At 73.7% G+C, this 18994-nt stretch carries 16 protein-coding genes; 8 read left to right on the forward strand and 8 right to left on the reverse strand.

Annotated features, from left to right (window positions below; all coding sequences use genetic code 11):
- Positions 1-131 precede the first annotated feature (131 nt).
- Entirely contained in the window at positions 132-2006 is a 1875-nt protein-coding gene (dnaK, locus tag LO772_RS02975; RefSeq protein WP_231776748.1) for a molecular chaperone DnaK, read from the reverse strand.
- A gap of 337 nt (positions 2007-2343) precedes the next feature.
- Here dnaK and LO772_RS02980 point away from each other — a divergent pair, with 337 nt between their 5' ends.
- Entirely contained in the window at positions 2344-2976 is a 633-nt protein-coding gene (locus LO772_RS02980; RefSeq protein ID WP_231776749.1) for a TetR/AcrR family transcriptional regulator, read from the forward strand.
- 414 nt (positions 2977-3390) lie between these two features.
- Here the strand turns inward: LO772_RS02980 and LO772_RS02985 are convergent, their stop codons facing one another.
- On the reverse strand, positions 3391-3975 hold the full coding sequence (locus LO772_RS02985) for a hypothetical protein (RefSeq protein WP_231776750.1): 585 nt from the start codon (positions 3973-3975) through the stop codon (positions 3391-3393).
- A gap of 663 nt (positions 3976-4638) precedes the next feature.
- Between LO772_RS02985 and LO772_RS02990 the strand changes: the two genes are divergently transcribed.
- The 3 genes from LO772_RS02990 (at position 4639) to LO772_RS03000 (ending at position 8039) form a co-directional block, all read left to right on the forward strand.
- Positions 4639-5397: a hypothetical protein gene (locus tag LO772_RS02990; protein WP_231776751.1), complete on the forward strand. Its 759-nt coding sequence runs from the start codon at positions 4639-4641 to the stop codon at positions 5395-5397.
- Positions 5398-5646: 249 nt separating this feature from the next.
- Complete coding sequence (locus LO772_RS02995; protein ID WP_231776752.1) at positions 5647-6333, forward strand: CBS domain-containing protein; 687 nt, start codon at positions 5647-5649, stop codon at positions 6331-6333.
- A gap of 173 nt (positions 6334-6506) precedes the next feature.
- Positions 6507-8039, forward strand: a complete 1533-nt coding sequence (locus LO772_RS03000) for an AlkA N-terminal domain-containing protein (protein ID WP_443089361.1) — start codon at positions 6507-6509, stop codon at positions 8037-8039.
- Between the two features lie 169 nt (positions 8040-8208).
- On the opposite strand, the gene LO772_RS03005 is transcribed toward LO772_RS03000, so the two are convergent.
- From LO772_RS03005 to LO772_RS03015, 3 genes are all read right to left on the reverse strand, one after another.
- The gene (locus LO772_RS03005; protein ID WP_231776754.1) at positions 8209-9837 is read right to left on the reverse strand and encodes an alpha/beta hydrolase; all 1629 of its coding nucleotides are present in this window, start codon (positions 9835-9837) and stop codon (positions 8209-8211) included.
- 393 nt (positions 9838-10230) lie between these two features.
- Complete coding sequence (locus LO772_RS03010; RefSeq protein WP_231776755.1) at positions 10231-11007, reverse strand: GNAT family N-acetyltransferase; 777 nt, start codon at positions 11005-11007, stop codon at positions 10231-10233.
- A gap of 158 nt (positions 11008-11165) precedes the next feature.
- A complete protein-coding gene (locus LO772_RS03015; protein ID WP_231776756.1) occupies positions 11166-11531 on the reverse strand; it encodes an ArsR/SmtB family transcription factor in 366 nt (121 codons plus the stop codon).
- 203 nt (positions 11532-11734) lie between these two features.
- Between LO772_RS03015 and LO772_RS03020 the strand changes: the two genes are divergently transcribed.
- A complete protein-coding gene (locus LO772_RS03020; protein WP_231776757.1) occupies positions 11735-13732 on the forward strand; it encodes a heavy metal translocating P-type ATPase in 1998 nt (665 codons plus the stop codon).
- On the opposite strand, the gene gap is transcribed toward LO772_RS03020, so the two are convergent.
- Positions 13729-14736 (reverse strand): type I glyceraldehyde-3-phosphate dehydrogenase, encoded by a 1008-nt coding sequence (gap, locus tag LO772_RS03025; RefSeq protein WP_231776758.1) that lies wholly within the window; start codon positions 14734-14736, stop codon positions 13729-13731. The genes LO772_RS03020 and gap overlap by 4 nt on opposite strands.
- 120 nt (positions 14737-14856) lie before the next feature.
- Between gap and LO772_RS03030 the strand changes: the two genes are divergently transcribed.
- Entirely contained in the window at positions 14857-15339 is a 483-nt protein-coding gene (locus tag LO772_RS03030) for a MarR family winged helix-turn-helix transcriptional regulator (RefSeq protein WP_231776759.1), read from the forward strand.
- Between the two features lie 344 nt (positions 15340-15683).
- A complete protein-coding gene (locus LO772_RS03035) occupies positions 15684-16565 on the forward strand; it encodes an SGNH/GDSL hydrolase family protein (RefSeq protein WP_231776760.1) in 882 nt (293 codons plus the stop codon).
- Here the strand turns inward: LO772_RS03035 and LO772_RS03040 are convergent.
- Both LO772_RS03040 and LO772_RS03045 read right to left on the reverse strand, forming a co-directional pair.
- Positions 16507-17454 (reverse strand): alpha/beta hydrolase, encoded by a 948-nt coding sequence (locus tag LO772_RS03040; RefSeq protein ID WP_231776761.1) that lies wholly within the window; start codon positions 17452-17454, stop codon positions 16507-16509. The two genes, LO772_RS03035 and LO772_RS03040, sit on opposite strands and share 59 nt — an antisense overlap.
- Before the next feature lie 61 nt (positions 17455-17515).
- Positions 17516-18256, reverse strand: a complete 741-nt coding sequence (locus LO772_RS03045) for a hypothetical protein (RefSeq protein ID WP_231776762.1) — start codon at positions 18254-18256, stop codon at positions 17516-17518.
- A 145-nt stretch (positions 18257-18401) separates the two neighbouring features.
- Between LO772_RS03045 and LO772_RS03050 the strand changes: the two genes are divergently transcribed.
- Positions 18402-18980, forward strand: a complete 579-nt coding sequence (locus LO772_RS03050; protein ID WP_231776763.1) for a YceI family protein — start codon at positions 18402-18404, stop codon at positions 18978-18980.
- Positions 18981-18994 lie beyond the last annotated feature (14 nt).

Raw genomic sequence — 18994 nt, forward strand, 5'->3', positions numbered from 1 at the left:
CGTGTTGCTCCCGGATGGATCTATCAGCTTAGGCGCGGGCGCGTCCAGCCGATCCGGGCGGTCCCCGTGCGCGAGGCCGCCGCCGACCCGAACCGGTCGGCGGCGGCCTCGCGTACGGGGACCGGGTGCGGTCACCCCGCGCCCTCGTGCGGCGGCCGGTCGTCGTCGACGACCTCGGCGTCGATGACGTCGTCGCCCTCCGCGCCGCCGGGGGCGTCGGAGCCGGGGGCGGCACCGCCCGGGGCCTCCTGCGACCGCGCGTAGAGGGCGGCGCCGATGTTCTGCGCGGCGGTCGCCACCTTGTCGGTGGCGGCCCGGATGGCGGCGGTGTTCTCGCCCGAGCCGCTCTTGAGGGCGTCCTTGAGTTCCGCCAACGCGTCCTCGGTGCCGCTCCGCACCTCGGCGGGAATGCGGTCGGCGTCGTCGGCGAGCAGTTTCTCGGTCCGGTAGACCAGTTGCTCGGCCTGGTTGCGCGCCTCGGCGTCCTCGCGGCGGCGGCGGTCCTCCTCGGCGTGCTGTTCGGCGTCGCGGACCATGCGGTCGATGTCGTCCTGGGGCAGCGCGGAACCGCCGGTGACGGTCATCTTCTGCTCGCGCCCGGTGCCGAGGTCCTTCGCGGCCACGTGCATGATGCCGTTGGCGTCGATGTCGAACGACACCTCGATCTGCGGCACACCGCGCGGCGCGGGCGGCAGGCCGGTCAGCTCGAACATCCCGAGCTTCTTGTTGTCGGCCGCGATCTCCCGCTCGCCCTGGAACACCTGGATCTGCACGGACGGCTGGTTGTCGTCCGCCGTCGTGAAGACCTCGGAGCGCTTGGTCGGGATCGTGGTGTTGCGCTCGATCAGCTTGGTCATGATGCCGCCCTTGGTCTCGATGCCGAGCGACAGCGGCGTGACGTCGAGCAGCAGGACGTCCTTGACCTCGCCGCCCAGGACGCCGGCCTGGAGCGCGGCGCCGATCGCGACGACCTCGTCCGGGTTGACGCCCTTGCGGGGGTCCTTGCCAGTCAGCTCGCGCACGAGGTCGGTCACCGCGGGCATCCGGGTCGAGCCGCCGACCAGGATCACGTGGTCGATCCGTGCGACGTCGACCCCGGCGTCCTTGACCGCGCTGTGGAACGGGCCCTTGCAGCGTTCCAGCAGGTCGGCGGTGAGCTGCTGGAACTGGGCGCGGGTCAGCTTCTCGTCCAGGTGCAGCGCGCCCTCCGACGACGCGGTGATGTACGGCAGGTTGATCGTCGTCTCGGTCGCCGCGGACAGCTCGATCTTCGCCTTCTCCGCGGCTTCGCGGAGGCGCTGGACGGCCATCTTGTCCCGCGTCAGGTCCACGCCGTACTGGTTGCTGAAGCGCTTGACGAGTTCGTCGACGACGCGCTGGTCCCAGTCGTCGCCGCCGAGGCGGGTGTCGCCGTTGGTGGCCTTGACCTCGACGACGCCGTCGCCGATCTCCAGAAGCGACACGTCGAAGGTGCCGCCGCCGAGGTCGAAGACGAGGATCGTCTGGTCGTCCTCCTTGTCGAGGCCGTACGCGAGCGCGGCGGCCGTCGGCTCGTTGATGATCCGCAGCACGTCGAGCCCGGCGATCTCCCCGGCCTCCTTCGTGGCGGTTCGCTGCGCGTCGTTGAAGTAGGCGGGCACGGTGACGACGGCGTTGGTGACGTCCTCGCCGAGGTGGTCCTCGGCGTCCCGCTTCAGCTTCTGGAGGACGCGGGCCGACATCTCCTGGGCGGTGTAGCGCTTGCCATCGATGTCGCCGGTCTCCGGGAACCTCCATTTCGCGTCGCCCATGTGCCGTTTCACGGACCGGGCGGTGCGGTCCACGTTCGTCACGGCCTGGCGCTTGGCGACCTCGCCGACCAGGACGTCGCCGTTCTTGGCGAACGCCACCACGGACGGCGTGGTCCGCGCGCCCTCCGCGTTGGTGATGACCGCGGGCTCGCCGCCCTCCAACACGCTGACCACCGAGTTGGTCGTCCCGAGGTCGATGCCGACTGCACGAGCCATCCCGGTCCACCTCCTCATTCGTCCTGACGGCTGTCCGCCGTGCGCTTCCGTCCCGCGTTCCGCGGTGGGCCGGTGTCCCGGCAGCCCGCCCGGGGTTCGCCCCGGCGAGCCGCCGCGGCACCTTCCCGGCGGCTGCCCCGACTGCCGGGTACCGCACCCCGCGAACCTTTCCGCACTTCCCGGGATGAAACTTGAGTCGCCTCGCATCAAGTCCGGGCGCGTGGCGGGGCGAGGCGCGGCGGGCCGGGCTCGGGCCGGGAGGGTTCCCGCGCGCTGAGTAGAGTGGCCGCGTCCACATCGAACGGGTGACGCAGCGCTGCGGCGCGGGGAGGACGAAGTGCCCGCTCCTGCCAGGCCACGCCGCGACGCCCCCGAGCCCAAGACACGGACCGCGCTGGTCAACGCGGCGATGAAGGTCATCCTGGACGAGGGGTACGCGGCGGTCACCACGCGCAGGGTCGCCGCCGAGGCCGGAGTCAACCCGGCCCTTGTGCACTACCACTTCCGTACGATCGACGACCTGTTCCTGGCGGTGTTCCGCCGCGGGGCCGAGGCACACTTGGCACGCCTGCAGGCCGCCGCCGAAGGGCCCGAGCCGTTGCGGGGCGTGTGGGAGGTCATGAGCGAGCCGCGCGACACCGGGCTGACGCTGGAATTCCTCGCGCTCGCCAACCACCGCAAGGCGATCCGCACCGAGCTGGCGGAGTACTCCGCGCGTTTCCGCGAACTCCAAGAGCAGGCCCTCGCCCGCGTCGTCCGGGCCCGCGGCGTCACCCTGGACAAGCCGTCCCTGCCGGCTCTCACGTTGCTGCTCGCGGGCCTGCCCCGGATCCTGGCCATGGACGACGCGGTCGGCCTGCACCGCAGCCGCGGCGAAGTGCTCGCGCTGGTCGAGGAATACCTCCGGCGCTACGACCTCCCGGCGGCTCCCCAGGAGTCCGGCGAGGAGCCCGACGCGGGACCGGACTGACCATCCGACCGGCGAGGTGGCCGGTGTCGGGGACACAACCGGCCGGAGGCGCCGCCGCGTCGGTGTCCCGTCTCGCTCGGCCGGGTGGCGGCACACCGGGTCAGGGGTGGCCACACACGACACCCAGCCCCGCTCATCGCGGGTGGCCGACACCGGCTCGGGCACCTGTGCGACGGGCGCCGAACTCCGGGCGCACAGAGCACCTGTGCCCGCGGGACAACGGCACACAGCGACGGACGGGCACCTGTCCCGGCACCCGTCCGCCGCGATGCCACCGCCGGGCACCGGACACCCCGGGGACACCCCGGTGTCTCCGAACACCCGGACGATGGAAGGAACTTGCCCGCGTGTGTCCCGGAGAAGGGGAAGAGGTCCCCGGGACCGGCCGAGGCCGGCGGTGTGCGGGCGGGTGGGTCAGCTCGCCTTGGTGTCCTGCGTCCCCGCGGCGGTGCCCGACTGCTCGGTGGTCGTGTAGTAGACGGAGCTGCCTTGCTTCCGCCGTTCGACCCGGCCGCGGGCGACAAGGCCCTCGATGGTGGTCCGCACGACCTTGTTCTTGATGCCCCGCTGCGGGTGGGCCTGCACGAGGGATTCGGTGATCTCGGCGGTGGAGCGCGGCTCGGACCGGGCGGCGAGGTGGGCGTGGATCAGCTCGCCCAGCGTGGGCTGGCCGGTCGAACGCTTGGCCGCCGTCTTGGCCTTGCCCCGAGGCGCGGCGGCGGCCTTGCGGCGCCGTCCGGTCTCGGGCGCGGCGGCGGACTTCCGGGCCGCGGCGGTGCCACCCGTCTTCCCGGAGCCGGCCGGCAGGGGTGCGCCGATGGCCTGGCGCATGCCCTCCAGCAGGGTCTGGTCCTGTTGGAGAGCCAGCAACTGCTCGTGCAACGCGGCGACTTCGGCGCCGATGCGCTCCTGTTCCCGAGTGTTGCGCTCCAAGTCCGCTGTCACTTGGGCGGCATACTGTTCCTTGAGTTCCGTGGCATCGGGTCGGGCTTGGGGCATGGCGGTCGCCTTTCCTGGTGATGGTTGTGATGAGTGGTGCCGAAAGGGCGGAGCGTACCTTGCTTCGGGTCGCGTGGATCAACGCCTGTCTCACATGTGACATGTGTCGGCGGTGGCGTTGCCCCTGACTGTCCTCTATCCGGCCATGTCTTGGCCAATCGGGGCCAGGTGTTTTGACGGCCGGGCATGCCCCGCACACCACGCGGCCACGTTCGACCGGTGCGATCGGACGGAGCCAGGAGGCGCACACCACCTGTCGGCCGAACACCGTCCCACCACCGGGTGTCCTGTGTGCGCGGGGACCGGCCCGTGCGGAACACCCGTACGACGCCGGGCGTTCCCGGAGGTGGCCGCGTGCGCAAGATTGTCAGGTGTCGTGCGCGGATCGTCGTCCCGAGGATTGCGGTTTCTGCGATCGTCGGCGACGTGCTCGCCCGGGTACGCGTTCCCCACGGCGCGTACGCCGTCACTTCGAAACCGGGACACCCCACGTGCCGCTCGTTCCGCCTGCCCGCATGCCCACGGCCCGGCCGCCGCCCGGAGCCCCGTGCACCGGCCGCGTGCACCGCCCCGCGAAACGGCCGCGCCCCACGGCCTTTTCGCCCGCCCCCGCCCGCTCCTTCGACCGGCCTGCACGGGCCGGCCTCGCTCCCGGAGGACGACGTGCAGCAGACCCACCGCCGCCCGGCACGACCGTGGACAGTCCCCGCCGCGATACCCGAGAACCCGCTCCCCACCGGCCTGTTGCGCAGCCCGGACATGCGTGCCGCCGGTGCGCAGCGCGACATCGGCGCGATCTTCCGGCTCGCCCACCTGCACACCGACCTGAGCATCAGCAGGCTCGCGTGGCTGTGCGACATGACGCCCAGCCGGGTCAGCGCCTATGCCAAGGGCCGTGCCCGCGCCCGCGACCAGCAGGTGATCGAACGCGTCGCCGACGGGCTGCGCATCCCCGGCGGCATGCTGGGACTCGCGCCGCGCCCGTGGGAGCGGCCCGCCGGGGACACCGACTCCCCGGGACACAGTGCCCCCACCGCCGAACTGACCATGGACGTGGACGTCGAACTCGCCGCCGACGGGACGACGAGTGTCACGTACCGGCACACCGTCCTCAACCTCACCGACCGGCCGCTCGACCGCCTGTCGCGGCGGCTGTCGTTCCCGCGGGCCGAGGGGTCGCTCGAGATCACCGCGGTTCCGGACCCGGCCCGCACGGTGACCATCGGGGAACTGCACGACGCCGGCCGGTCCGCGACGTTCACCTGCCTGCTCGACCCGCCCATCCCGCCGCTGGACACCGCGGCCGTGGTGTACCGGTGCCGCAGTCTCCGCTACGTCACCGATCCTCCGCCGCCGGCGCCCGTCAGCCACCGGCCCACGGCCGCGGACCGCACGGTCGTGGGCTCAACGGTCGTGGGGTGAACGGTCGTGGGGTGAACGGTCGTGGGCTGAACGGCGCACGCCTTCGGGCCGAACGGCCCTGCCCGGCCCGGGGGTTGCCTCGGAGAATCCCGAGTGAGGGAAGCAAACTTCTTCCGTGGCACCGGAGTCGGCGCGCGGCGGGAGGACGGAACACCCGAGCGCGCGGTTCGCCCGCCGCGCTCTTGGGCACCGTCGCCTGCTCCGCCGCCGCCCGGAGGTGCCCGGATCCGCGTCACTCGGGAGGGTCCTGTGAAACACCACCGCGTCGAGGCCCTGATGACCCCGGAGGTCGTCACCGTCCACACCGACACCCCGTTCAAGAAGGTCGTCGGGATCCTGCGCGAGCACCACATCAGCGCGGCCCCGGTGCTGGGCCGGGACGGCGTCGTCGTGGGCGTGGTCTCCGAGGCCGACCTGCTCAGGAAGGAAGCCGACAGCGACGGCCCCGCGGGCCCGCCCCGCACCGTCCGCAGCCGCCGGGCGGTCCGGCGGGCGCGCCGCAAGGCCGCCGCCGAGACCGCGGGCGACCTGATGACCGCGCCCGCGGTCGTCATCTGCCCCGACGCCACCCTCGGCGAGGCCGCCCGCCACATGGAGCGCCACGACGTCAAGCGGCTCCCGGTCGTGGACGAGACGGGGCAACTGCGCGGCATCGTCAGCCGGTGCGACCTGCTGCGCGTCTTCCTGCGCTCGGACGCCCGGATCCGCGCCGAGATCCGCGACGACGTCCTGCGCAAGGACCTCTGGGTGGACCCGGCGAGCATCGACGTGGAGGTGACCGACGGGGTGGTCACGCTCACCGGCCGGTTGGAGAACAAGACCCTCACCGGCATCCTGATCGGCATGGTCCGCGGGGTCGACGGCGTCGTGCAGGTCCACGACCGGCTCACGTACGCGGTCGACGACACACGGCTCCGGCCCGCGCGCCGGGACTGACGGACGCGCAACGGCCCCGGGCCGCGCCGGAGGAGCCGGGGCACCGCGCGACGGACGCGGGACAGGGGCGTCCCGCACGGGTGGTCGCGCGCGGCGACCGCGTACGTCCGTGTCGTGGCCCCGCACGGCCGCGTCCGAAAACCGCCGGTCGTCGGGGTGGGCGGCGGCGCATCATGGGAGGCGTGAGCGAGACATTCAGCGCCCGGTACCAGGCCATCAGCAGCCGCGACGCCCGGTTCGACGGGCGCTTCTTCACCGCCGTGTCGAGCACCGGCATCTACTGCCGGCCGAGCTGCCCGGCCCGGACCCCGCGGCCGGAGAACGTCACGTTCTTCGCCACCGCCGCCGCGGCGCAGGCCGCGGGGTTCCGGGCGTGCAAGCGCTGCCGTCCCGAGGCCGGCCCCGGCTCGCCGGACTGGGACGTCCGCGCGGACCTGGTCGGGCGCGCGCTGCGGTTGATCGCGGACGGCGTCGTCGACGAGGGCGGCGTGGGCGAACTGGCCCGCCGGCTGGCCGTGTCGGAACGCCACCTGCACCGCCAGATGGTCGGCGAGGTGGGGACCGGGCCGCTCGCACTCGCCCGCATGCGACGGGCGCAGACCGCGCGGATGCTGCTGGAGGCGACGGACCTCCCGGTGACGCGGATCGCGTTCGCGGCCGGCTACGCGAGCGTGCGGCAGTTCAACGAGTCGATGACGGAGGCCTTCGGCTGTCCGCCCACCGCACTGCGGCGACGGCGGCGCCCCGAGGGCCCCGGCGCGGACGGCGAGGGCGATATCGTGCTGCGGCTCCAGCACCGCAGGCCGCTGGCCCACGACCCGATGCTCGACTTTCTGGCCGCCCGGGCGATCGGGGGCGTCGAGGAGGTGGTCGAGGCGCATCCGGCCGCGGGGCCCGGCCGGGTCGGTCCCGCCGGGACCCGCACCTACCGCCGGAGCGTGCGGCTCCCCCGCCGCACCGGGATCATGACGGTCACTCCGCATCCCGACGCGGGCTTCGCCACGCTGCGGCTGCGGCTGGAGGATCTGCGCGACCTGACCGCCGCCGTGCAGCGCTGCCGGAGGCTGTTCGATCTGGACGCCGATCCTCAGGGAGTCGACGACGTGCTCGGTCGCGACGAACTCCTCGGCCCCCTGGTCGCCAAGCGCCCGGGGCTGCGCGTCCCCGGCCACGTCGACGGGTTCGAGCTGGCGGTACGGGCCGTCCTCGGTCAGCAGGTCACCGTGCGGGGGGCGCGCACGCTCGCCGAGCGGCTGGTCCGCCAGGTGGGCTGCCCGCTCGCGGCGCCGGACGGGACGCTGACGCACATGTTCCCGAGCGCCGAGCAGGTCGCCGCGGCCGACCTGGCCGACATCGGTCTGACCGGCGCCCGCGCCCGTGCGCTGCGCGCGCTGGCCGAGGCGGTCGCGGAGGGGACGGTCGTGCCGGACCCGGGCGCCGACCGCGACGCGACACGGCACGCGCTGCTCGCGCTGCCGGGCATCGGCCCGTGGACCGCCGCGTACATCGCGATGCGCGCCCTCGGCGACCCCGACGCCGTCCCCCTCACCGACCTCGGCATCCGCCACGCCGTACGCGCCCTGGGCGCCGACGACACCCCCAAGGCCATCACCACACGCGCCGAAACGTGGCGCCCGTGGCGAGCCTACGCGGCCATGCACTTGTGGACCCACCTGTCGGAAACCCAAGCCCCGACAGGCGGATAACCCCAAGAACACACCAACCCACGACCACACTCCGCGGGGGCGTACGGGCCCCGGCCGGAACGCGGGGGCCGACGCGAGACGCGGCAGCGCGGCGCGGCAGCGAAACATATCGAGGCGCCGACCCGGCACCGCACGCTGGCAGCGGTCGGGTATTGAGGCGCGGCACCGCTCAGGAGCAGGTGGTGTCGCGCGCCGGGAGTCGGCCGGTGAGCAGGAACGCCTCGACCGCGCGTACGGCGCAGCCGTTCCCCTGCGAGTAGGCGACGTGGCCGTCCCCGTTGTACGTCACGACGACCGACCCGGGCAGTTGCCTCCGCACCCGCGCGGCGGCGGCGTGCGGTGTGGCGGGGTCGCGGGTCGTGCTGACCAGGAGCATGCCGGGGAGGCCGGCACCGTCGAGCGGGCGTGCCCGGTCGGGTCCGGGGGCCGCGCAGTCGGCCGCCCAACTCCACACGGTCGACGGGCCGAGCGCGGGCGCGCTCGCGGCGACCTCGCGGGCCAGGGCGGCGGCTTCGGCCGCGGAGAGTGCGCGGCCGTCGGCGCAGTTGATCTCGTGGTACGCGGGGAGGTTGGAGTCGTACGTGCCGTCGAGCGCGCGGTCGGCGGTCTCGTCGAAGGCCGACAGCATCGGGCGCGGGTTTCCGGCGTAGAGGCTGCCGAGGAGTTGGCGGAGTGCGGGCCACTGGGCGGGGTTGTAGAGCCGCATCGACACCACGGTGCTCACCATGGCCTCGCCGAGTGTGCGGGTGCCGAGGGCGATCGGGGCCGCGCTGATGGCGTCGAGTCGGGCGCGCAGCGAGCGGACCGCGTCGTCGGGTGTTCCGGCGAACGGGCAGCCGCCGCGGGTGACGCAGTCGGCGGCGAAGGCGCGAAAGGCCTGTTCGAAGCCCAGGGCCTGTTCGCGGGCGTTGGCGATGCGGTCGAGGGCGGGGTCGACGAGGCCGTCGAGGACGAAGCGGCCGACGCGGTCGGGGTGCCTCTCGGCGTAGATCCCGCCGAGGTAGGTGCCGTACGACATGCCGAGGTAGTTGAGTTTGTCGGCGCCGAGCGCGTCCCGGAAGACGTCCATGTCGTCGGCGGCGGTGGTGGTGCCCACGTGTGGCAGCAGGTCGCCCATGCGTTCGGCGCAGCCCCGGCCGAACTCCGCCAGGACGGCTGCCGCTTCGTCGAGGGCGGCGGTGTCGTCGGGGGTCGGGTCGATCGCCTGGACGCGGTCCATGAGCGGCCCGTCGGCGCAGTCGGCCTTCGCGCTGCCGCCGACGCCGCGCGGGTCGAATCCGACGATGTCGTAGCGCGCGCCGAGGTTGGCGGACTGGCCGAGGGCCGCGACGGTTCCGCGAACGCTGGTTCCCGGGCCGCCGGGGTTGACCGCGAGGGTGCCGAGGCGCTGGGTCCGGGGGCCTCGGGCGGGCACGCGGTAGACGGCCAGGTCGACGGTCTTGCCGTCCGGAGCGGCGTAGTCGAGCGGGACGCGGAGCGTGGCGCATTGCAGGACGGCCTGGCGCCCGCCGGTCTGCTGCGCGGGGCAGGTCCGCCAGGCGGGCTTCTGGCCGTAGAAGCCGCGGAGGTCCGGGACGCCGTCGGCGCGGCCGGCCGGGGCGGGGACCGGCGCCGCCGCGGTCGCGTCGGCCGTTCCGGGCACGCTCGTCGGGGCGGGGGTGTCCCGAGCGGCGGCGGTGTCGTCGGACGAACCGCCCGAGGTGCAGCCGGCCAGCAGGACTCCGGCGAGCGCGGCGGTCAGCAGCCGGCGGGCCGGGACGAGCGAGGAGCCCCGCACGAGGGCCTGGAAAGCGTTCACGCACCCCATGGGTATCACCCGCGTGGGCCGATCGCGTCGACGGCCCGCCCGGTGTTCGGTGAAACGGCGTCAATCGCGTTGCTTGGGAAGCGACTTCGCGAAGGCCGGGGCGGGGGGCGGCCGATGGGGTCCGGGGCGCGCGGGTGTCGCGCCAACGCGCGTATGGCGGACGGCACTTACCGGTCGGGCCGCGGCCGGGGTGCGCCCGGCCGCCGGGCGCGGTGCCTTCCGGGCTGTGCCGACAACCGACACCGCCCGGGCGGGCCCACGCGCGTCCCGCCTCGGCGGACCGTGTCAACTCACGCACGCGAAACGCCACTTCCCCTCGGCGGTCGAGGGGGGCGGCCCCCGTGACAAGCCCGGGCCCATCGTGAGCGCTCGGCCGCCCCCGTCTCACCGCTCGACGACGTACCCGGCCTTCGGGTCGAAGCCCGTGACCGTCGCGCCGTCGGCGATGAGGCCGCCGAGGACGTCGCGCAGCGCGTACCGCCACTCCTTGGCCGCGGCCGGGTTGGTCACGCGCAGGGTCTCGATGTCGTGGGGGATGTCGACCGTGACGACGGGTGCGTCGGTCGGTCGCGCGACCGGGGCGTCGCCCGCCACCGAGAGCGCCGCCCGCGCGTCGGCCGGTGCGCGGGCGACGAGCGGGGCGTCGAGTGCGGCGATCGCCTCCGGGCCGGTCAGCCGCCAGTCCATCAGCAGCCGGTCGGTCTCGTCGCCGCCGTTGATCGCGTCGTCGATCTTTCCGTAGAAGTTGACGCGGTAGCCCTCGGGCCGCGCGCCGAGCTTGACCATGTTGAAGTACGTGTTGCGCCGGACCAGGGGGTCGTACGTCCAGGTGATCCTGCTCAGCCCCCGCTCGATGGCCCACGCGCGCTGGTGCCGTTTGAGCGCGAACCCGACGCCGCGGCGCACGTCCGTCGCGGTCACGTGGGAGTGCAGCACCTCGCCGACCGGCATGGCGAGGAAGGCCACCGACGCGCCGACCAAGCGTCCGTCGAGATAGACGCCGACGACGTAGTTGCCGGTGTGCGCCAGGGCGTGCAACTGCTCGACGATGACGGGCGCCTCACCGGGTTCGGGTCGCCACACGCGGTCGAACAGCGCGTACACGTCGGCGAATTCGTCGAGATCGTGGAGTTCACGGAGGACGAGGTCCTGCGGGTGCATCGTGCCGCCTCGGGTCGGGTGGCCCCCCGGGTGGGAGGGCACGCGGTGATCGAGGCGCCACGGTACGCGGGCGGGGCACGGGCGTTCGGTGTCTGGCCGACATGCGCGGATGGTTTGCGCCCTGGGGACCGGATGCGGAACCCCCGGGGCGGCGACGGCTATTCGACGGCCGCGTCGTTGAGCCCGAGGCGCAGGTGTTCGACGTGGAAGACGGCTTGGTCAAGGAGTTCGGCGACGTGGTGGTCGTACAGCGCGTACACGATGGAGCGCCCGTGGCGTTCGCCGACGACGAGGCCGAGGTTGCGCAACAGGCGCAACTGGTGCGAGCAGGCGGACTGCTCCATGCCGACGGCACTCGCGAGCTCGGTCGCCGGGAGGGGGCCTTCGCGCAGGCGGGCGAGGATCAGCAGGCGGGAGGGCGTGGCGAGGGCCTGGAGGGTGGCGGCGACCTTGGCGGCGTTGTCGGTGTCGAGGCGTGTGCGCGGGACGTCGTGCGCGGCGTCGGTGGCGGCTGCGTGTCCCATGGGGCCATCCTACCGACGCGATACATGAATAGATGTTCATCCTTTCCTGTAAGGTGGGCGTCGGTCGCTCGCCGAGCCCGCGCGAAGCCTCCCCGCGTGAGCCCTGCCCGCGCGAACCCCGTCCGTGCAAGCCCCGTCCGTGCGAGCCCCGTCCCCGTGCGCTCGCCTGCGCGAGCCCCGCCCCGCGAAGGAACCCCGCCGCCATGCCCCGAACCCTCACCGCGCCCGCGCCGTCGCCGCCCGCCCGCACGGCCGTGCCTCCCCCGCGCCGCACCCGCGTTCTCGCGGCGGCCGAGGCGCGGCGGGCCGCCGCGGCCACGGCCTCGTTCCTGCTCGCGCTGGCCCTGCACCTGGCCGGTGCGCCGCCGTGGACCTGGCTGCCCCTCTACGCCGCCGCCTACCTCGCGGGCGGCTGGGAGCCGGCCCGGGCCGGGCTGCGGGCGCTGCGCGCGAAGACCCTCGACGTCGACCTGCTGATGATCGTCGCGGCCCTCGGCGCCGCCGCGATCGGCCAGGTCATGGACGGCGCGCTGCTGATCGTCATCTTCGCGACGTCCGGCGCGGTGGAGGCGCTGGCGACGGCCCGCACCGAGGACGCCGTACGCGGCCTGCTCGACCTGGCCCCCGCCACCGCGAACCGGCTGCGCGCCGACGGCACCGAAGAGACCGTCGCCACCGCGGAGTTGGCGGTCGGCGACGTCATCCTGGTGCGGCCCGGCGAGCGGATCGGCGCGGACGGGCGCGTGCTGGACGGCGCCGGCGAGGTCGACCAGGCCACGATCACCGGAGAACCGCTGCCGGTCGCCAAACACCCCGGCGACGAGGTCTTCGCGGGCACCTTGAACGGCGCGGGCGCCCTGCGGGTCGCGGTGCAGCGGGACGCGTCCGACTCGGTGATCGCGCGGATCGTCGCGATGGTCGAGGAGGCGTGCGAGACGAAGGCGGCCACGCAGTTGCTCGTCGAGAGGATCGAGCGGCGCTACTCGGTGGGCATCGTCGTCGCCACACTCGCGGTGTTCGCGATCCCGCTCGCCTTCGGCGCGGCCCTGTCCGGGGCGCTGCTGCGCGCGATGACCTTCATGATCGTCGCGTCGCCCTGTGCGGTCGTCCTGGCCACGATGCCGCCGCTGCTGTCCGCGCTCGCGAACGCCGGGCGGCACGGCGTCCTGGTCAAGTCCGCGGCGGTGATGGAGCGCCTGGGCCGGGTGGACGCGGTCGCCCTGGACAAAACGGGCACACTCACCGAGGGCACGCCGCGCGTCACCGACATCCGCGTGCTCCCCGGGTCGGGACTCACCGAGGACGACCTCCTCGGATGGGCCGCCGCGGCGGAACTCCCCAGCGAACACCCGCTCGCCCGCGCCGTCGTGGACGCGGCCCGCCGCCGCGGCCTGGAGCCGGACGCCGCCGAGGACTTCGCGTCCGCACCGGGCGTCGGCGTCACCGCGTCGGTCGGCGGCCGGACGGTCGCGGTCGGCGCGCCCGCCCGCGTCCTCCCCTCGGACGGCGGCCCGCTCACCCGGCGGGCGGCCGAGGCCGCCGGGGAGTTGGAGGCGCTCGGCCGCACGGCGGCGGTGGTCGTGCTGAACGGCGTCCCGGCCGGTGTGCTCGGTGTCGCGGACCGGCCGCGCCCGGACGCCGCCGCGACCGTGGCGGCACTGACCGCGCTGACCGGCACCGCGCCGACGCTGCTGACCGGCGACAACCCGCGCGCCGCCGCGCGCCTCGCCGCCGAGGTCGGCGTCACGGACGTCCGCGCGGGGCTGCTGCCGCAGGACAAGGTCGCCGCCGTGCGCGCCCGAGAGGCCGCCGGGCACGCGGTGCTGGTGGTCGGCGACGGCGTCAACGACGCCCCCGCCCTGGCCGCCGCGCACACCGGCGTCGCGATGGGCCGTGCGGGATCGGATCTCGCCCTGGAGACCGCCGACGTGGTCGTCGTCCGCGACGAACTCGCCACCATCCCGCGCGCGATCGCGCTGTCCCGCGCCGCCCGGCGGCTCGTACTCCAAAACCTGGTGATCGCGGGGGTGTTCATCACCGCGCTGGTCCTGTGGGACCTGCTCGGCCACCTCCCCCTCCCCATCGGCGTGCTCGGCCACGAGGGTTCCACCGTCATCGTCGGCCTCAACGGCCTGCGCCTCCTGCGCGAAAGCGCGTGGACCCGCGCGGGAACGGCCGGCCCGCCGTCGGCCACCCGCTAGGCGGTCGCGCCGACGAGCAGGGCCAGGTCGATCAGGCGGTTCGCGTAGCCCCATTCGTTGTCGTACCAGCCGACGACCTTGATCTGCGGGCCGATCGCGCGCGTGAGCCCCGCGTCGAAGACACACGACGCGGGATCACCGGCGATGTCGGAGCTGACGATCGGGGCTTCCGTGTAGGACAGGAGGCCTTTGTACGGCCCGTCGGCGGCCCGTGCGAACGCCTCGTTCACCTCGCGCACGGTCGTGGGCCGGCTCGTGGTCACGGTGAGGTCGGTGACCGAACCGGTGGGGACGGGCACGCGCAGCGCGAACGCGTCGAGGCGGCCCCGGAGTTCCGGCAGGACCACACCGATGGCCTTGGCCGCCCCGCTCGACGTCGGAATGATGTTGAGGGCCGCGCCGCGGGCCCGGCGCAGGTCGGTGTGCGGAGCGTCCTGGAGGTTCTGGTCCTGCGTGTAGGCGTGGACGGTGGTCATCATGCCCGACTCGATGCCGACCGCGTCGTGCAGCACTTTGGCGAGCACCGCGAGGCAGTTGGTCGTGCAGGACGCGTTCGAGAGGATCGTGTGCCGCGCCGCGTCGTAGGCGTCCTCGTTGACACCGAGCACGATGGTGACGTCCTCGCCGTCGGCCGGGGCGGCGATGACGACCTTCTTGGCGCCTCCGTCGACGTGCGCCCGGGCCTTGTCGGCGCGCGTGAACACGCCTGTCGACTCGATGACGACGTCCACGCCGAGGTCCCCCCACGGCAGCGCGGCCGGGTCGCGCTCGGCGAGTACGTCGACGGTGCGGTCGCCGATCCGCATCGCACCGCGCTCGACGGTGATCTTGCCGGGGAAGCGGCCCAGGATCGAGTCGTACGCCAGCAGGTGGGCCATGGTCGCGACGTCGCCGAGATCGTTGACGGCGACGATCTCCAGGTCGGCGTCGCCGCGGGCCGCCGCCGCGCGGAAGACGTTGCGGCCGATGCGGCCGAATCCGTTGATGCCGACGCGCACAGTCATGGATCTCTCTCCTCGTGCCTGGTGACCGCGGGGGTGCCGCCGGCCGCGCGGGAAGGCGACGGCGGCGGCACGGCGGAAACATCATAAGCAGATTAATTAAGTGTGCGATACATTTGCCGGGTGGACCAGACCTCTCATCCCCCGGGTCGGCACGAACGCGACGGCGGCGAACCGGGCTTCGACGTACTCGCCTTCACGGCCGCCATCGAGGACTTCAACCGCTTCTACATCCGCATGCCGGTACTGGAGAAGCTGCCGTTCACGACGCTGTCGGTGCTCGACACCCTCGCCTCCGCGGACCGCCCGATGCGGCTGACCGAGCTGGCCGGAACCGAGCAGATCAGCCAGCCCGGCATCACCCAGCTCGTCACGCGCCTGGAACGCGACGGCCTCGTGGAGCGCCGACCGGATCCCCGCGACGGACGCGCGGTCCTGGTCCACATCACCGACGATGGCCGCGCCATCGGGCGCTCCCGCCACAACGACCGGGCACGCCACCTGGCCCCGCTCATCGCCCGACTGACCCCCGAACAGCGCCGGGCGATCACCGACGCCCTCCCCGCACTGACCCGCGTCGCGGAACTCGGCCGCGAGGGGCGCTGACGCGGCCGACGGGGGCCGAAGCGGCCGAGGGGGCCGAGGGCTGTCCCAACGCAAGGGGGGTCGTCCGAACGGAAGGGCGGCTCGGCCGATCGGGAAGCCGGTGCTGCGGCACCCCGCGGCGCGGCCGTACGCGCCCGGCGGGGCGCCGGCCGGTGCGCAGCCGAGGTCTCTCCCGCACGGAAAGGGGCGGCTCTGGCGGGGAACCGGTGCTACCGCGCCCGGTGGCACGGCCGGTGTCGCGCCCGGCCGCGGGGCCGGGGCCGGAACGCGCTCGGCCGCGCGGTCGAGGCGGGTGCGCGCCCGCGTGCGCCCGGCCGTCGCGCCGCGCCTAAAATCGGTGCGCCATGACGACCCCCGCCGACGCCTCCGCGCCCTCCCGACCCGCCGCCGGCCCCTTCCGCAGCTACGTCGCGGTCGGTGACTCGTTCACCGAGGGCATGTCGGACCCGTATCCGCCCGCCACGCACCCGCACGGCGCCTATCGCGGCTGGGCGGATCTGCTCGCCGACCGGCTGGCGGAGGCCGATCCCGGGCTGAGGTACGCGAATCTCGCGGTGCGCGGCAAGTTGATCCGCCAGATCGCCGACGACCAGGTGCCCACCGCGGCGGCGTTCGGGGCCGACCTCGCGAGCTTCGCCGGCGGGCTCAACGACGTGCTCCGCCCGCGCTGCGATCTCGGCGCCGTGCGTGCCGCGTTGGAGGAGTCCGCCGCCGCACTGGCCGCGGCGGGCGGGCACCTGGTGCTGTTCCGTACCGCGGATCCGACGCGGCGCCTGAAGTCCAGTGCCCGCCTGATGCCGCGCATCGAACAGCTGATCGCGTACGTCGACGACCTCGGCGCGCGGCACCACGCCACCGTCGTCGACCTGTTCACCGTACGCGCGTTCGACGACCCGCGGTTGTGGGCCGCCGACCGCCTGCACCTGTCCGCCGACGGGCACGCCCGCGTCGCGGAGGCCGTGTGCGAAGCCCTCGGCCTCCCGCACGACGCCGCGTGGCGCACCCCGCTCCCCGCCGCGGCACCGGCCCCGTGGCTCGCGCGCCGCCGCGACGACGCGCGCTGGGCCAAGGCGCACCTCGGCCCGTGGCTCTACCGCCGCGCGACCGGGCGCTCATCGGGCGACGACCGCGCCCCCAAGCACCCGGACCTCGCCCCGTGGCCGACCGTCAGCCGTGCAGGACCCGACGCAGCACCGCGACCCGCTCGGCCTTCTCCCGACGCGTGACCGCCGCGTCCCGCACCATCTGCGAGCCGTGGAACGTGCCCGGAAGCAGGTGCAGTTCGGTACTGACGCCGGCCCCGAGGAGGGCCTGCGCGTAGGCGATGCCCTCGTCGCGCAGCGGGTCGAACTCCATCACCGAGATGTACGCGGGCGGCAACCCGCGCAGGTCCGTGGCCCGCGCGGGCGCGGCGTACACCGGGACGTCCGCGCCGCCGCGCCGCCCCGGCCCGAGATAGGCGTCCCAACTGATCGCGGCCTTGCCCCGGTCCCAGACGGGCGTGTCGGTGAACGCCCGCATGCTGGGGGTGTCGAGGCGGTCGTCCAGCTCCGGCATGGCCAGGTACTGGAAGAGCACCGACGGGCCGCCCCGGTCGCGGGCCAGCAGCGCGGTGCCGGCCGCGAGGCCCCCGCCGGCGCTCGCCCCGTGCAGGACGATGCGCGCCGGGTCCACGCCGAAGCGGTCCGCTTCGGCGGCGAACCACGCCAGGCCCGCGTAGCAGTCCTCCACCCCGGCCGGGTAGGGGTCCTCGGGCGCGAGGCGGTAGTCCACCGACGCGACGACCGCGCCGAGCGCCCGGCACATCTCGAGAGTGCCCTCGTGCGACACCTCCACCGAGCCGAGGATGAACCCGCCGCCGTGGATGTCGTACACCGCGGGCAGCGGCTCGTCGGGGGCGTCGGCCGGGCGGTAGACGCGCAACAGGACGTCGGGCGCACCGGCCGGGCCCGGGGCCATCGCGTCGGTGAACGTGACGTCGGACGCGCCCGACGCGGAAGCCGGCCCGGCGCCGAACACCGCCTGCATCGCACGCACGGCCGGCAGGTCGTCCAGCGGTACGTCCGGCATCAGCGCGATGGCGGCGGCGAGTTCGGGGTCGAACGCGTAGGACACGGGATCACCTCGGGGCAGTCGGAACGAAGGAAATCGGGACGGGCACCGCGCGACGTCCGGCCTACGCGTGTTCGGTGCGCAGCAGCCGCAGGAACGCCTTGATCCCCGCGATGACCTCCTGGTTGTCGGTCAGTCGGTTCACCGTGTCCTCGAAGCGCCGTCCGATGGCGTCCAGTTCGCGGTCCTGCCGGTCGCCGCGCGCGCTCGCGGTCTCGTCCATCTCCATGATGAGTCGGCGCAATTCGGCGTCCTCCTCGGCCAGTTGCTCGACGCGGCGCGACAAGGCCTCCAGAGAAGCCTCGTTCGCGGCGACCCGGGCACGCAGCTCGACGACGTTCTCGTGAGGATACTTGACCTCCTTCAGCATCCCGGTCAGTCGTCCGCGCAGGTGGGAGAAGTAGGCCTGGGCCGGGCGGAACGCGGTGCTCAGCAGGTAGAAGCCGGAGAAGTAGTAGCCGATCTCCTCGCCGGAGAAGAAGGTGATGACGGCGACGACCGCGGCCGACAGCAGGTGCGCGCCGATCGCCGCCCACTTGAGGCGCCCGGCCAGGCGTACGACCTCTTCCTCCCGCTTCTCGGGGACCTCGGTGCCCTGGTCGCGGGCCAAGTGGATCTCACGGATCACCGTGCGCGCCTGGAAGTACAGCCGCCACGGCACGGTCAGCAGGACGACCTGCCACATCAGGAACAGCGCCCCCGCGCCGAAAGCCAGCAGCTCGGACAGCGACAGATCCGTCGTGAAGTACAGGATCGTGCCGACTATCGCCGCGCAGAACGCCAGAAAAGCCATGACCTTGGACACCGCGTGTCCTCCCCTCACCCGAAAGGGCGACTCCCCGCCCCGACTTGTGGACGGCACGGGGCCGAATCCGGTTTCCGGTTGCCGACGATCTCCGCCCGGAGCAGGCTCGGAAGCACCGAAGCCTGCCGACACACGGAGCATCCCGATGACCGACAGCGCCATTCCGCAGAGCGAATTGACCGGCACGTACACCATCGACCCCGCGCACACCCGGATCGGGTTCTCGGCCCGCCACGCCATGGTCACGAGGGTCCGCGGCTCCTTCGACGAGTTCGAGGGGAAGGCCCACCTGGACGGGGACGACCCGGCCCGGTCCTGGGCGAAGGTCACGATCCGGACCGCGAGTATCGACACGCGCAACGAGCAGCGCGACGGGCACCTGCGCACCAACGACTTCCTGGACGCGCCGGCCTATCCCGAGATCACGTTCGCCTCCACCGCGGTGGAGCCGCTGGGCGACGACAAGTACCGCCTGACCGGCGACCTCACGATCAAGGACGTGACGCGTCGGCTGAGCGTCGACTTCGAGTACCAGGGCGCGGCGCGCGACCCGTTCGGCAACCTGCGGGTGGGCTTCGAGGGGTCGGTGCCGATCATGCGCAAGGACTTCGGGATCACGTGGAACGCGCCGCTGGAGACGGGCGGCGTCCTGGTGAGCGACAAGGTGACCCTCGAGTTCGAGGTGTCGGCGGTCAAGGACACCGGCGACTCCGTGAGCGCGTAGGGCCGTGACCGGGA

The organism is Yinghuangia sp. ASG 101, from assembly GCF_021165735.1.
Taxonomy (GTDB): Bacteria; Actinomycetota; Actinomycetes; order Streptomycetales; family Streptomycetaceae; genus Yinghuangia.

Coding starts and splice junctions, on each gene's coding strand:
- LO772_RS03015 (WP_231776756.1), bottom strand. CDS start 11,531: ATGGGACACGCAGCCGCCACCGACGCCGCGCACGACGTCCCGCGCACA.
- LO772_RS02985 (WP_231776750.1), bottom strand. CDS start 3,975: ATGCCCCAAGCCCGACCCGATGCCACGGAACTCAAGGAACAGTATGCC.
- LO772_RS03050 (WP_231776763.1), top strand. CDS start 18,402: ATGACCGACAGCGCCATTCCGCAGAGCGAATTGACCGGCACGTACACC.
- LO772_RS03010 (WP_231776755.1), bottom strand. CDS start 11,007: ATGCACCCGCAGGACCTCGTCCTCCGTGAACTCCACGATCTCGACGAA.
- LO772_RS03000 (WP_443089361.1), top strand. CDS start 6,507: ATGGGAGGCGTGAGCGAGACATTCAGCGCCCGGTACCAGGCCATCAGC.
- LO772_RS03020 (WP_231776757.1), top strand. CDS start 11,735: ATGCCCCGAACCCTCACCGCGCCCGCGCCGTCGCCGCCCGCCCGCACG.
- LO772_RS03035 (WP_231776760.1), top strand. CDS start 15,684: ATGACGACCCCCGCCGACGCCTCCGCGCCCTCCCGACCCGCCGCCGGC.
- gap (WP_231776758.1), bottom strand. CDS start 14,736: ATGACTGTGCGCGTCGGCATCAACGGATTCGGCCGCATCGGCCGCAAC.
- dnaK (WP_231776748.1), bottom strand. CDS start 2,006: ATGGCTCGTGCAGTCGGCATCGACCTCGGGACGACCAACTCGGTGGTC.